General features: G+C 70.9%; 11 protein-coding genes. 9 read left to right on the forward strand and 2 right to left on the reverse strand.

Annotation, left to right across the window (positions count from 1 at the left end; translation table 11 throughout):
* From ACFXMF_RS42380 to ACFXMF_RS42390, 3 genes are all read left to right on the forward strand, one after another.
* The coding region (locus tag ACFXMF_RS42380; protein WP_380021125.1) for a GAF domain-containing protein at window positions 1–1,263 on the forward strand (1,263 nt) is incomplete at its 5' end.
* Window positions 1,264–1,535: 272 nt separating this feature from the next.
* Window positions 1,536–2,183 carry a hypothetical protein gene (locus tag ACFXMF_RS42385; protein WP_360319069.1) on the forward strand — a complete coding sequence of 216 codons (648 nt, stop codon included), beginning with the start codon at window positions 1,536–1,538 and terminating at the stop codon, window positions 2,181–2,183.
* A gap of 283 nt (window positions 2,184–2,466) precedes the next feature.
* Window positions 2,467–2,937 carry a pyridoxamine 5'-phosphate oxidase family protein gene (locus ACFXMF_RS42390; protein WP_379992655.1) on the forward strand — a complete coding sequence of 157 codons (471 nt, stop codon included), beginning with the start codon at window positions 2,467–2,469 and terminating at the stop codon, window positions 2,935–2,937.
* A gap of 31 nt (window positions 2,938–2,968) precedes the next feature.
* On the opposite strand, the gene ACFXMF_RS42395 is transcribed toward ACFXMF_RS42390, so the two are convergent.
* On the reverse strand, window positions 2,969–4,234 hold the full coding sequence (locus tag ACFXMF_RS42395) for an APC family permease (protein ID WP_379992654.1): 1,266 nt from the start codon (window positions 4,232–4,234) through the stop codon (window positions 2,969–2,971).
* Between the two features lie 237 nt (window positions 4,235–4,471).
* Complete coding sequence (locus ACFXMF_RS42400; RefSeq protein WP_379992105.1) at window positions 4,472–7,168, reverse strand: GNAT family N-acetyltransferase; 2,697 nt, start codon at window positions 7,166–7,168, stop codon at window positions 4,472–4,474.
* 191 nt (window positions 7,169–7,359) lie between these two features.
* On the opposite strand from ACFXMF_RS42400, the gene ACFXMF_RS42405 reads away from it, so the two are divergent.
* The 6 genes from ACFXMF_RS42405 (at window position 7,360) to ACFXMF_RS42430 (ending at window position 13,435) form a co-directional block, all read left to right on the forward strand.
* Window positions 7,360–8,277, forward strand: a complete 918-nt coding sequence (locus tag ACFXMF_RS42405; RefSeq protein ID WP_379992107.1) for a universal stress protein — start codon at window positions 7,360–7,362, stop codon at window positions 8,275–8,277.
* 79 nt (window positions 8,278–8,356) lie between these two features.
* Window positions 8,357–9,259: a universal stress protein gene (locus ACFXMF_RS42410; RefSeq protein WP_360319059.1), complete on the forward strand. Its 903-nt coding sequence runs from the start codon at window positions 8,357–8,359 to the stop codon at window positions 9,257–9,259.
* Window positions 9,260–9,638: 379 nt separating this feature from the next.
* Window positions 9,639–10,868: a hypothetical protein gene (locus tag ACFXMF_RS42415; protein ID WP_379992108.1), complete on the forward strand. Its 1,230-nt coding sequence runs from the start codon at window positions 9,639–9,641 to the stop codon at window positions 10,866–10,868.
* The gene (locus ACFXMF_RS42420) at window positions 10,852–11,625 is read left to right on the forward strand and encodes a hypothetical protein (protein ID WP_379992110.1); all 774 of its coding nucleotides are present in this window, start codon (window positions 10,852–10,854) and stop codon (window positions 11,623–11,625) included. Before ACFXMF_RS42415 ends, ACFXMF_RS42420 begins: the two co-directional genes overlap by 17 nt.
* Window positions 11,626–11,801: 176 nt before the next feature.
* Entirely contained in the window at window positions 11,802–12,701 is a 900-nt protein-coding gene (locus ACFXMF_RS42425) for an aminoglycoside phosphotransferase family protein (protein WP_379992109.1), read from the forward strand.
* Between the two features lie 206 nt (window positions 12,702–12,907).
* Window positions 12,908–13,435: a peptidylprolyl isomerase gene (locus ACFXMF_RS42430; RefSeq protein WP_360319053.1), complete on the forward strand. Its 528-nt coding sequence runs from the start codon at window positions 12,908–12,910 to the stop codon at window positions 13,433–13,435.
* Window positions 13,436–13,475 lie beyond the last annotated feature (40 nt).

Genomic DNA, 13,475 nt, shown 5'->3' on the forward strand with positions numbered 1-13,475 from the left:
CGCATCCGCGACACCGTCTTCGGCAACCTGTACCTGACCGAGAAACGCGGCGGCACCGACTTCGACGAGGACGACGAGGCGGTCCTGCGCACCCTTGCCGCCGCGGCCGGCGTCGCGATCGACAACGCCCGCCTGTACGACGACGTGCGCCGTCGGGAACGGTGGCTGGCGGCGAGTTCCGAACTGACCCGGAGCCTGCTCTCCGGCGAACCTCCCGCGGACGTGCTGCGCTCGTTCACCACGACCATTCGCGAGATGGCCGACGCCGACCTGGTGACCCTGGCGGTACCGGTGGCCGGTACCGACGACCTGGTCGTCGAGGCCGTTGCCGGACCATTGGCGGACCGGGTCCGCGGGCTGGTCCTGTCCGGCGAAAGCACCTTGATGGGCAAGGTGTTCAGCTCCGGCGAGACCATCACGCGCAGCGACCTGGGTCACGATCCCGGTGCGGTGGTGGCAAGAACCGTGGGCATCGATCTCGGCTCGGCGTTCCTGCTCCCGCTCGGCACTCCCGACAGCATCCGGGGGGTGCTCCAGGTCGCCAACCGGGCGGAACGTCCGGAGCTGACGGAGGCCGTGCTGCGCATGGTCGCCGGCTTCGCCGACCACGCGGCCCTGGCCCTGGAGATCGCCGAGCGGCGCCGCGACGCGGAGTTGCTGACCGTGCTCCAGGATCGCGACCGCATCGCGCGCGACCTGCACGACCTGGCCATCCAGCGGCTGTTCGCCACCGGCATGACCCTCCAGAGCGCGACCCGTTTCATCGACCACCCCGAGGCCCTGGAACGCGTCGAATCCGCGGTGGACGCCCTCGACGACACCATCAAGGTCATCCGCTCCACGATCTTCTCCCTCAAGGCCCGGGACCGCGACACCGGCACCGGACTGCGCTCGCGCTGCCTGCGCGAGGTCGACGCCGCCACCGAAATCCTGGGCTTCGCCCCGACGTTGCGCGTCGACGGCCTGCTGGACACCTCCGTACCCGAGGCCGTCGCCGCGCACCTGATCGCGGTCCTGCGCGAGGCGCTGGCCAACACGGCACGCCACGCACACGCGAGCCGGGTCGAGGTCCACGTGGAGACCGACGACAAACACGTACGACTTCGGGTACGCGACGACGGAGTCGGTCCGCCGGCCACACCGACACGCCACAGCGGATTGGGGAACATGCGGGAGCGGGCCGAATCCCTGGGTGGTACCTGCTCGTTCGGGTCCACACCCGAGGGCGGCGCACTGGTGGAATGGCGCGTCCCGCTGGGGTGACGGCGTCCGACGTCGTTCGCCGCACCGCGACGAGAAGTCCGACCCGAGGCGGTCTTCCCCGATCCGTCGGGGGCGACCGCCCCTTTCGGTGTGGAGCCGTGCGGTTCACCGGCAACGTCCCAACGGCAACCGGCTGTTGGACCCGCCGGTTCGGGCCTCTCGGCCCTGGGAGGGGTACCGGGATCACGGGACATTGGCGTCACGGCCCAGGAGAGCTCGTTCGTGGCCGAGCGCCGAGCACCGGGCCCGGCGCCACCAGGGAGGGAATCGACATGGCAACCGCACACGATCACCGACGGTCCCCGCGCCTGCACCTGCCCCACCGCTCCGCCTCGGCGCCCCGAATCCGGACCGACGAGACCGGGCCCGACGTCGTGGCCGGCTCCCCGGCGATCGGCGCGGTGCACACCGGCGATGTCGCCGTGGCGGGCCTGCGCGTCCTGCTGGGCTTCGTGTTCCTGTGGGCGTTCCTCGACAAGGCGTTCGGCCTCGGCTACGCCACCGCGAACGGCAAGGGCTGGGTCGACGGCGGCTCCCCCACGAAGGGATTCCTGTCCCACGTGGACGTCGGCCCGATGGCCGGGACGCTGCGCGGCTGGGCCGGGGAGGGTTGGGCGGACCTGCTGTTCATGCTCGGTCTGCTCGGTGTCGGTCTCGCCCTGATCCTGGGCATCGGCCTGCGCTTGGCGGCCCTCTCCGGCACCGCGATGATGGCGCTGATGTGGATCGCCGAGTGGCCGCCCGCCAAGCACCTCGACAGCGGCAAGCCCACCGCCTCCACCAACCCTTTCACCGACTACCACGTCATCTACGCGATCTCGCTGATCGCCCTCGCCGCGATCGCCGTCGGCAGCCGACTCGGCCTCGGCGCCCGGTGGGCCCGGCTGCCGATCGTCCGCGACCACCGCTGGCTGCTCTGATCGCCGGGGGCTCGGCCGGGTACCGTCCAGGTGACGGGCCCGGCCGAGCCATGTGTGGTCCCGCGCCGATGCCGGTGGACGACACGCGGGCCACCGCCGTTTGCACCGTCGCCGGCCGTCCACACGAGGTGACGGTGACCGTGACGCCCTCCGGGGCGTCGGCGGCGGACTTCCGCCGCGCCGAGCGGTGGACACGCCCTGTCCCGGGTGGGCGCGACGCGATCCACCGGGACAGGGCCGTTCGGCCCTGGTCGAAGACCCGTTCGGGTTCGAAAGTGGAGAAATGAGCGAAGACCTCGTGACGAAACATCTCCTCGACCGCCGGGAGACGTTGGAGTTGATGGCCGGCGCACAGGTGGGACGTGTCGTCGTCAGCGAGGACGCTCTCCCGGCCGTGCACCTGGTGGCGTTCGCCTTCGACGGGGAGTCCGTGGTCTTCCGCGCCCCCGCCGACTCCACGCTCGCCAAAGCCGCCTTGAACGCGGTGGTCGCGTTCCAGGCCGACCACATCGACCCGACCACACGTACCGGCTGGACGGGCACCATCACCGGCCACGCCTCCCGCGTCCACGCCCCCGCATCCGTCGCCCGCCTGGAGCACCTGCTGTCCGAAGCCGGTGCCGAGGAGAACCAGGCGTGGTTCTCGATCACTTCCGAGTTCGTCACCGGCCGGCTGATGCAGCAGACCACAGGCGCCCGTTCGCCTTCGGGGCAGGCGACGGCGCCCGACCCGGCGCCCTCCTCGGGCGGGTGAGTTCGAACCGTCCGCCCGACACGGCGATCCGTCAGGTGTTGCGGCCGACCGCTCCGCGGACGCCGTAGGCCGCGGCGCCGGCCACGATCACGACGGCCCCGGCGAGTACCGAGGCGAGCGGCAGGGCGAAGGCCAGGACCAGGCAGCCGGACGTGCCGACGATCGGCACGATCCGGGCCGGGCGCCCCTCTTCGGGGGCCAGGGTCCAGGCGGCGGCGTTGGCGATCGCGTAGTAGGCCAACACGCCGAAGGAGGAGAAGCCGATCGCACCGCGCACGTCCGTCGTGGCGGCCAGGACCGCGACGACGCAGCCGACGGCGAGTTCGGCGCGGTGCGGCACCCGGAAACGCGGATGGACGGCGGCCAGGGCGTGCGGCAGGTGCCGGTCGCGAGCCATCGCCAGGGTGGTACGCGAGACGCCCAGGATCAGGGCGAGCAGCGAACCGAGTGCGGCCACGGCGGCACCGACCCGAACGACGGGCGCCAGCCCCGGGACACCCGCCGCGCGGACCGCTTCGACCAGCGGCGCGGCGGCGTCGGAAAGTCGGTCCGGGCCCAGCACCAGCAGAACGGCGACGGCGACCGCCGCGTACACCACGAGGGTGATCCCGAGGGCGAGGGGGATCGCGCGGGGGATGGTCCGTTGCGGATCCCGGACCTCCTCGCCCAGCGTGGCGATGCGCGCGTACCCGGCGAACGCGAAGAACAACAGGCCGGCGGCCTGCAACACCCCGCCCGCGGAGGCGTCCGCACCGACGTCCAGCCGACCGGCGACCACGGAGCCCGACGCCAGGCACGCCACGACCACCGCGGCGAGCACCGTCAGGACGACGGCGACCACCGCCCGGGTCAGCAGCGCGGACTTCTGCACGCCCGCGTAGTTCACCGCCGTCAGCACCACCACCGCGGCGACGGCGACCGCATGCGCCTGTCCGGGCCACACGTACGAACCCACCGTCAGGGCCATCGCCGCACACGAGGCGGTCTTGCCGACCACGAAGCCCCACCCGGCCAGGTATCCCCAGAAGTCGCCGAGCCGCTCGCGCCCGTAGACGTAGGTGCCGCCCGACTGCGGGTAGCGGGCGGCCAACCGTGCCGAGGACGTCGCGTTGCAGTACGCCACCACCGCCGCCAGGGCCAGTCCGAGCAACAGTCCGGAGCCGGCCGCCGACGCGGCCGGGGCCAGGGAGGCGAAGATCCCGGCCCCGATCATCGAGCCCAGTCCGATCATCACGGCATCGGACACGCCCAGATGCCGTTTCAGCTCGCCGCTGCCGGCGGACGCGGACGCACCCATCTCGCACTCCTCTACGACGACGGCCGCAGGAGCCGATGGAAGGGCATTTCGACAACGGTGCACGGTATCGGGCGGGAATGTCGAACGGATGACGAGGAGTGGAACCACCGGGGTCGGGCACGCGGCCGCGGTGCCCTCCACCAGCCACGGATTCGTGACCGAACCCGGGGGCGGTCCGGACGGACCGTCCCCGGGTTCGGTCACCTTCGGGCGATCATCGCAGTGGAGTACCCCGGTTCAGCGCAGGCGCCGCAGGTACGGATCGTGTCCGGGTCGCGGCGCGAGGCGGATGCGGGCGTCGAGCACGGTGACGCCGTCGGGCCGGGCCACCAGGGGGTTCAGGTCGGCCTCCGCGAGTTGCGGCACGTCGTCCGCGAGCCTGGACAGGCGGTGCAGGACGTTCTCGATCCCGGCGGTGTCGGTGGCGGACGCACCCCGATGGCCGTACAGCAGCGGTGCCCCACGCGAACCGGCGAGCAGCGCGTGTGCGTCCAGGTCGGTCAGCGGGGTGAGCCGGGCGCCGTGGTCGGCGAGCAGGTCGGTGGTCACGCCGCCGAGGCCGAACACCACCAGCGGACCCAATACCTCGTCCTGGGTCACCCCGGCGATCAGTTCGACGCCGGAGGCGGCCATGGGCTGGACGACCACGCTCTCCATCAGCGCGCCGATGCGATGCGCGAGGTCGGTGAACGCCTCGCGTACCGCGTCGTCGCCGACCAGGCGCAGCCGGACCCCGCCCACGTCGCTCTTGTGCACGATCTGCGGGCCGTACGCCTTGAGTACGACCGCTCCGTCGGCGCCGAGGGGGGCCAGTTCGTGGGCCAGCGCCACCGCCTCGTCGGCGTCGAACGCCTGCCGCCACGGGCTCACTTCGATGCCGTACGCGCCCAGCAGACGTGCGCATTCGCGCGGCGGCAGCCATCCTCCGTCGGGCTCGCGCCCCAGGTAGTCGGCGGCGAGCGAGCGGGCCGCACCACGGTCGACGTCGGGCAACGCCGGTACCGTGCCGCGCGGTCGGGTCAGCCACATCGCGCGCTCGTGCGCGTGGGCGAGGGCTACGGCGGCGGTGCGCGCGTCGTTGTACACCGGCACCGTCCCGCCCGCGGCGGGCAACAGCTCCACGGAGGCGGCGCGTTCGGGCGCGACGACCAGGACCGGGCGCTCACCCACCGCAGGTCCGCCCAACATGTCGCCGAGCGGGTCGCCGAGCGCGGTCGGGGCCAAGGCCAGTACCACCGCGTCCACGTGGCCCGCGGCCATGACCCGGTCCACGCAGCGGCGCAGGGTCTCGCCGTCGACGGTGGCGGTGGTGTCGACCGGGTTGGCGCACGCGGCACCGGCGGGCAGCAGCGCCCGCAGGTCGGCCTCCAGGTCCGGCCCGAAGCGCGGCACCGCCAGGCCCGCGTCCACGCAGGCGTCCGCGGCGAGTACTCCGGCGCCCCCCGCGTTGCCGATCACCGCGACCGAGGCGCCGTCCGGCAACGGCTGGGAGTGCAACAGGGCCGCGACGGCGACCAGGTCGCCGAGGGTCTGTACGGCCGTCACCCCGGCCTGCCGGAACAGCGCGCCCCGCGCCACCGTCGGGGTGACCGCGGCGGCCGTGTGCGATCCGGCGGCGCGGCGCCCGGCGGCGGAACGGCCCGCGTCCACGGTCAGCACCGGCTTGGTGCGGCCGACGGTACGGGCGATCCGGGAGAACTTGCGCGGGTTGCCGAACGATTCCAGGTGCAGGATCGCCATCGTGGTCTGCGGGTCGGCCTGCCACCACTGGAGCATGTCGTTGCCGCTGACGTCGTACTTGTCACCGAGTGACGCGAACGTGGACACCCCGATCCCCAGCCGGTTCAACTGCTCCGTCAACGCGATGCCGACCCCGCCGGACTGCACCGCCACCCCGGCGCTGCCGCGAGTGGGGACGGCCCAGCCGAAGGTCGCGTTCAGGGCCGTCGTCGGGTCGGTCTGCGCGATGCCCAGGCAGTTCGGGCCGACCATGCGCATCCCGTGCCTGCGAATGGAGGCGTGCACCCGCGCGGCCTGCTCCGGCGTGCCGCCCGAGGTCACCACGACCACCGCCCGCACGCCGACGCGTCCACAGTCCTCGACCACAGCGGGGACCCGGTCGGCCGGGACGGCCACCACCACCAGATCGGGCACTTCCGGAAGCAGATCCGGCGTCGGGAACGCCGGTACGCCGTCGATCTCGGTCGCCGTGGGATGCAGTACGGCCAACGACCCGGCATAGCCGGCCGCCTTGACGTTGTGCAGCAGCGCCCGGCCGACCGAGTCGGCCCGTCGCCCGGCGCCCGCGATCGCCACCGCGCGGGGCGCGAACAGCGGTACCAGGCTGGCCACATCCGCCAGGGCTTCGCGCCGTGCCACGGCGGTCAGGTAGCGCTCGACCGTCGGTATGTCACCGTCCAGCGGAATCGCGCAGCTCAGTACACCGGACACGAGACGGTTGCGCACCGGCATTCCCATGTCCTCCAGGACCCGCAACATGGGCCGATTCCACGGCAACAGGTCCGCCACCAGCGTGCGCATGCCGGCCGTGCGAGCCATCGTGACCACGTGCTCGATCAGCAGCGTGCCGATCCCCCGGCCGTGCCACGCGTCGGCCACCGCCAACGCCAGTTCGGCCTCGCCGGAGCCGATGGCGCCGTCGTACTCGACGACCCCGACCACCTCGTCCCCGTCCGGGGTGAGCGCGACCAGCGCGCCGCATCCGGCCCGGTCGGGCGTACTCACCCGCTCGGCGGTCTCGCGTGCCGCCGACTCCGACGCGCCGAAGAACCGCAGGTAGAGGTTCTCCGCCGACATGGCGGCGTGCATCGCCAGCACCCGGTCCCGATCCTCGGGGCCCGGACGCCGCAGCAGTACCGTCTCGCCATCGGCGGCCAGCGCCCAGATCGCGTGCGGTGTACCGACCTCGTGCATGGTCCCGTTCCCTTCGGCCGAGGCGCGTGCGCGCCGCTCGCCGCCAGCCTCGCGCCGAACCTCCGCCTCCGGCAGGGCCGACCGGTCCGGGGACCCGGGTCCAACGGCCCTGCCCGGGCCCGGCTGGGACGGGCAGGGTTCGAAGCACGGGCCGACAGGTGATCGATCGGCCTCGGGAGAAGGAGTCGACAGTGACCGTGCACGTGGGAGCAACACCGATCGTCGTCGGTATCGAGGACACCGACGCGGGCCGGCTCGCCGTGGTCTGGGCAGCCGACGAGGCCGCCCGCCGCGGCCTGCCGTTGCGCCTGGTGCACGCCCTCGACTGGCCGCTCGGCGCCGACCGTCATCCCGAGTCGAACCCGCACCGTCAAACCTGGGGCGAACGCTTCCGCGCAACCGGCGTCCGGGCCCTGGACGCAGCCCGCGAACTGGTCGCGCCCCGCCACCCTCGGCTGAGCACGGAATCGGTCCTGGCCGATGGAACACCCGTGGCCGCGCTGCGCGAGCACTCCCGGGACGCGGCGATGGTCGTACTCGGCTCACGCCGCCTGTCCACAGCCGCGGAGCTGCTGACCACCGGCGGAATCGCGGTACCGGTCACCGCGCACGCGACGTGCCCGGTCGTGGTCGTCCGGGAACCCGAGCACACGAGCGGTGAGCCACCGACCATCGTGGTCGCGGTCGACGGGGGACGGCACTCCGAGCCGGCCGTGGCGTACGCCTTCGACGAGGCCGCCCGGCGCGGCGCCACGATCGTGGCGATCAACGTCCGCCAATTGCCCGGCGGCCTGTTGGCCGGGCTGCGCATGCGCGAGGAAATGCAGGAGGGCCGACTGCGCCTCGCCGAGACGCTCGCCGGATGGACCGAGAAGTACCCGACCGTGCCCGTACACCGCGAGGTCGCCGTCGGACACCCCGTCGCGGTCCTGCGCGAGGCCGCCGAGCACGCCCTGTGCCTGGTCGTCGGTACGCGCGGACGCGGCGGCTTCGCCGGCCTGCTCCTGGGCTCGGTCGGCCACGGGCTGATCCACCACGCCCGTTGCCCGCTGGTGATCGTCCCCGACCCGGACGACGAGCGACCGCCGAGCACGACCGAGCACGACTGAGCATCCGCCGGCCCGGGCACTCGATGTACGGCCACCACGTTCGACGCCTCGACGACCACCTCGAAAGGGATCCCCCACCATGACCCAGGAATCCACCTCCGGCCCGGCTCCGCTCCAGGGGCACGTCGTCGTCGGCTTCGACGGCTCCCCCGGCGCCGAACGAGCCGTGGACCTGGCCGCCGACGAGGCCGTCCGCCGACACACCACCCTCGAAGTGCTGCACGCCCTGGAGTGGGTCGAAGTCGCCGGTGGCGACGACCGCTTCGGACAACAACTGCGCGAGAACGCCCGCGCCATCGTCGAGCGGGGCGCCGCCCGGGCCCGGGCCCGGCACAACCACCTGCCGGTCGTCGCCACGGTCGAACTCGCCAACGCCATCGACGTGTTGGAGGCCACGAGCGACCGCGCCGCGCTGCTGGTCGTCGGCAGCCGAGGGATGGGCGGCTTCGCCGGCCTGCTGATGGGCTCGGTCAGCCTCCCCGTCTCCGCGGCGGCCCGCTGTCCGATCCTGGTCGTGCGCCCCGACCACGACACGAGCCCCGACCGCACCCCGAAGGCGATCGTGGTCGGTGTCTCCGGCGACGACTGCGGCCCCGCCATCGAGGCCGCCTTCGTCCAGGCCCGAACCCGAGACCTGCCACTGCGCGCCGTGCACGCGTGGCGCTATCCGCCGATGCCGGCCGGCAGCGTCGCGTACGCCCCGGCCGTGTCGATCATGGACGACTGGCGCATGATGGCCGGAACCACGCTGGCCGGCGCCGTCAAGCCCGTCCGCGACAAGTACCCGCAGGTCACCGTCACCGAGGACGTCATCCTGGACACCCCCACACACGCCCTCATCGCGGCAAGCGCCGACGCCGAGCTACTGGTCCTCGCCGCCCACCGACCCACCGGCCGCTTCGGCCCCAACCTGGGCCGCGTCGTACACGCCCTCCTGCACCACGCCAAGTCCCCCGTCCTCCTCGTCCCGATCCGAACCTGACCCACCCGGGAGACCGTCCGCCCTTCTCGACGGGCCCGCCACCGCAGGCACCGTCCACGTCCGCGCCCGACCCACCGGAGCCCCACTCGGCCCGACGAACCACCGAGCCGACGCGGATCGTTGCCCGGCTTCGGCCTCGGCAGGCCGCGCCGGCGGCCGGCCGTGGACCGCCGGACACCGAAGCCCGCTCCGAGCAACTCCGCGCACCGCCCGCACCGCAGAACCCCGTTGCCCGCCGTCGAACCCCCGTGAGAGCATCGAATCAACGGTCCGTTTCCTTTCATTTACGCTTCGCAACACAAATGAAAGAGTGCGGGCCGTTGCCATATCCCCGGTTTTGGACAATCCATCGAGATCCGCGAATGGCAGGCAACGTTTGATGCACGCAACAGAGCCGACAGAAGCCTCCATCGAGGATGCGAGCAACATCCTGGTCGCACCATCGATGTTGCAGGACAACGACTTGATCCGGGACTTCTTCGGGTCCACCATCACGCCGGAGGACCTTGCTTCCGGTGCGCCCGACCTCGCGCAGCGGACCGTCTACCTGTGCGGCGACGTATCCGGGATCAGCAGCGATCAACTGCGCGCGGCTGCCCGGGTATTCGTCGTCCGGGAGCTTTCCCGCGGCTACCCCGAGGAACTCGACGAACCTTGGGCCCTCGTCGATGTCGGCCGGGTTCCCGTCCGCGTACACGGCGTCGGCGTGTACTACCGCCGGTTCTTCGAACTCGACGCCGATCACTTCGGGCGGATCCGTGCGGAGCACACTTTCCAATCCCTGACGGAGTCCACCAAGCCCGGAACGGCCCATCGCAGCGGAATCTATCTGACGCCCGTCACGCAAGACGGTGACGAACTACATTTCCGCCTGCTCCGGTGCTCCACGAATCTCTCGGGGCCGACCGAGAGCTTCCGCGCGACCGACAGGCACATCGTCGAGGCGCTGAACCGCGAGGCCGCCGCCGTTTTCCGGAACCAGGCACCGCTGAATCACGTTCTCGCCCAGATCTACCACAACACCCTCGCCACGGCCGAGCGCAAGCAGTCCAAGGCCAAGATCTCGGCCCATGCCGACAAGACCAAGGACATGCCCGCCAACGGCATCATGGCCTTCTGCACCTTCTATGACGGGCTCGACAAGCTGCAACCCCTGGCCGAAGACGCCTTCGACTACGGCGTGAAGGGCAACAGCGGACTGACAAGACTCCACTTCCGCCTCAAGAATCCGGCCGAAGCACACGACGGGGTCACGCTCCCCGCGCAGTTCACCGTGACCCTCCATCCCGGCTCGGTATTCTTCATGCCGTTGTCCACCAACCGCCTGTATACGCACGCGGTCCGGCCCTCGATGTTGGACGCCGAGTCGCTCCCGACCCGCCTGGGATACGTGGTGCGCTGTTCGAGCGCCGAAGCCGTGCACAAGGACGGCCATACGTTCCTCAAAGTGGCCGGAGATCTGGTGCGGCTGGGGCCACCCACGCCGGAGGGCATGGACGAGCTGCGCAGGCTGTACGCCGAGGAGAACAAAACCTCGTCCTTCATCGATTACGGTGACGATTTTCTCTTCAGCATGAACACGGGAGACTATGGTGCCCCCCGAGTCTAGGATCTCGGACGAGATCCTCTCCTGCGCTTTGTCGACCGAGGAGAATCTCTTTGCGGAGCTGTCCGCGTCGACCCGTTGGGAAGACGTGGGAAGAGGCCGGCGCGGCGCCGTGCTTACCAGGGTCGACGAGGCGGGTGATGTGCCCCTCGTGCGTACCACCACTCGATACGGCAGCCCGACGCAGCGTTTCCGGGCGGTGCACGAACGGCTGGCGCAACGGGTCCAAGAAAGCGCGGCGCTTTCGGTCGGCTTCAACAACGCTCTCATCGAGAGCTACACGAACGCTTACAAAACCATGGGCAGCCATTCCGACCAAGCCCTCGATCTGGCCGACGATTCGTTTATCGCCGTCTTCTCCTGCTACCGGCATTCCGATGCGAGCCCGCCGAGGAAGCTGATCTTCGAATCGAAGGGGTCCGGCGGCGAGAAGTTCGAGATACCCCTCGCCCACAACAGCATCGTCGCGTTCTCCGTCGAATCGAATCGGCGACTCAGGCACAAAATCGTATTGGATGCCCCCGTCGGCCGGACGGCGGACAACGAATGGCTGGGGGTCACCTTTCGAACGTCGAAGACCCTCGTTCGATTTCGCGGCGGACATGCATACCTCCCGCAGAATACGCGTCTCGTGTCGGCCGACGATGAGCAGCAGCACGAGTTCTACCGACTACGGCGCCGCGAGAACACGGAAGCGGACTTCGTCTACCCGCCGCTGACGTACACCGTCAGCGAAAGCGATCTGCTGCCGCCCGTCTGACCTCGTCGCGTGCCCACGGCCGAGGCGGGCGGCCCGCTCGCCGGCCCGGGCGATGCAATTCGCTCCGGGCGGAGGTGGTCCCGGGAGTGTGCCGTCGCCGTCGAACTCGATCCCGGGCCCGCCGACGAGGGAAATCGTTTGACGTTCGTCGGAGTTCAGCGGTCCGATGGTGTGCCATGAGCACAGGGCGAATGCATCCCGACGAACACCCCATCGACGATGACCTCGTGCGGCGGTTGGTCGCCGGGCAGTTCCCGCAGTGGGCGGCGATCGGGGTGCGGCGGTTTGCGTCCGGAGGCACGGTCAACGCCATGTATCGGTTGGGCGACGACATGGTCGTACGGTTGCCGCTGGTCGAGGGCGGAGCCAAGGCCGTGTCGATGGAGCAGGAGTGGCTGCCCCGTCTCGCGTCCCGACTGCCCACGGCCATCCCCGAAGTGCTCGGGGTCGGACAACCCGCCGAGGGGTATCCGTGGCCGTGGTCGGTGTACCGGTGGTTGCCGGGCGAGAACCCGGTGGCAGGGGCACTGGACGAGTCCGCGCTGCTGGCCGCGGATCTGGCCGAGGTCGTCACGGCGATGCGGCGCATCAACCTGCCCGATGCGCCGCAGGCCCACCGCGGCGGACCACTCGCCGCACTCGACGCGGCGACCCGGGCCGCGATCGAGGAACTGCGCGGGATGCCGGGGGAGGACGTCGACTGCGAATCCGTGGCCGCCGTATGGGAGGACGCGCTGCGCAGTCCGGGCTGGGACGGGGCGCCGGTGTGGCTGCATGCCGATCTGATGCCGGGCAATCTGCTGGTGAACGGCGGCAGGCTGACGTCGTTGATCGACTTCGGGTGCATGGGGGTGGGCGATCCGGCCTGCGATCTTTTCCCGGCATGGAATCTGTTGCCGGCCGATGCGAGGGAACTCTTCCGCGAGGCACTCGGTGTCGATGACGCGACCTGGACGCGGGGCCGGGGACGGACGCTCTCGCAGGCGCTGATCGCCTTGCCGTACTACCGCAGGACGAACCCGACGATGGCACGTAACGCGCGGCATGTGATCGGGGCGGTGTTGGCGGAGGCATGACGCCGGCGGCCGTGGCCCGGGAGGCCGGGGGGAAGGGCGGAACTCTCCGCCGCGTGGCGTTGCCGAACGCCGATCGTCGGCCGTCCCCCGCCGCCGCATGCAACGCGCGCTTGCCCGTCCGGGTGATATCCCGTGTCGTCGCCCATCGCCGGCGCGGGCGTCGGCAAGACTGGCCGTGCCCCGAGTGCCGAAACCGAAGGATTGAGATGGCGGAAGAGCTGTACGCGACCTTGAAGACCAACAAGGGCGACATCGTGGTCCGGCTGTTGCCGAACCATGTGCCCAAGACCGTCAAGAACTTCGTGGAACTCGCGACGGGCGAGCGGCAGTGGGTGGACCCCAACACCGGCCAACCGAGCACGGCCCCGCTGTACGACGGCACCGTCTTCCACCGCGTGATCGAGGGCTTCATGATCCAGGGCGGCGATCCCCTGGGCAACGGAACCGGCGGCCCGGGATACAAGTTCGCCGACGAGTTCCACCCGGACCTGGCGTTCACCAAGCCGTACCTGCTGGCCATGGCCAACAGCGGGCCCGGCACCAACGGTTCCCAGTTCTTCATCACCGTCGGCCCGACCACCTGGCTCACCGGGAAGCACACCATCTTCGGCGAAGTCGCCGACGAGGCAAGCCAGAAGGTCGTCGACGCCATCGCCACCGCGGACACCAACCCTCGCAACGACCGCCCCGTCCAGGACGTGGTCATCGAGAAGGTCGTCATCGAAACCCGCTGACCACCGGGCTTCGAGACGACCGGGCTGCCTGCCCCTGGGT

The organism is Embleya sp. NPDC059213 (genome assembly GCF_042754445.1).
Classification (GTDB): domain Bacteria; phylum Actinomycetota; class Actinomycetes; order Streptomycetales; family Streptomycetaceae; genus Embleya.

Excerpts from the sequence above, each read along its gene's own strand:
- ACFXMF_RS42395 (WP_379992654.1), bottom strand. The coding sequence starts at position 4,234 with ATGGGTGCGTCCGCGTCCGCCGGCAGCGGCGAGCTGAAACGGCATCTG.
- ACFXMF_RS42415 (WP_379992108.1), top strand. The coding sequence starts at position 9,639 with ATGCACGCAACAGAGCCGACAGAAGCCTCCATCGAGGATGCGAGCAAC.
- ACFXMF_RS42430 (WP_360319053.1), top strand. The coding sequence starts at position 12,908 with ATGGCGGAAGAGCTGTACGCGACCTTGAAGACCAACAAGGGCGACATC.
- ACFXMF_RS42425 (WP_379992109.1), top strand. The coding sequence starts at position 11,802 with ATGAGCACAGGGCGAATGCATCCCGACGAACACCCCATCGACGATGAC.
- ACFXMF_RS42385 (WP_360319069.1), top strand. The coding sequence starts at position 1,536 with ATGGCAACCGCACACGATCACCGACGGTCCCCGCGCCTGCACCTGCCC.
- ACFXMF_RS42410 (WP_360319059.1), top strand. The coding sequence starts at position 8,357 with ATGACCCAGGAATCCACCTCCGGCCCGGCTCCGCTCCAGGGGCACGTC.
- ACFXMF_RS42400 (WP_379992105.1), bottom strand. The coding sequence starts at position 7,168 with ATGCACGAGGTCGGTACACCGCACGCGATCTGGGCGCTGGCCGCCGAT.
- ACFXMF_RS42390 (WP_379992655.1), top strand. The coding sequence starts at position 2,467 with ATGAGCGAAGACCTCGTGACGAAACATCTCCTCGACCGCCGGGAGACG.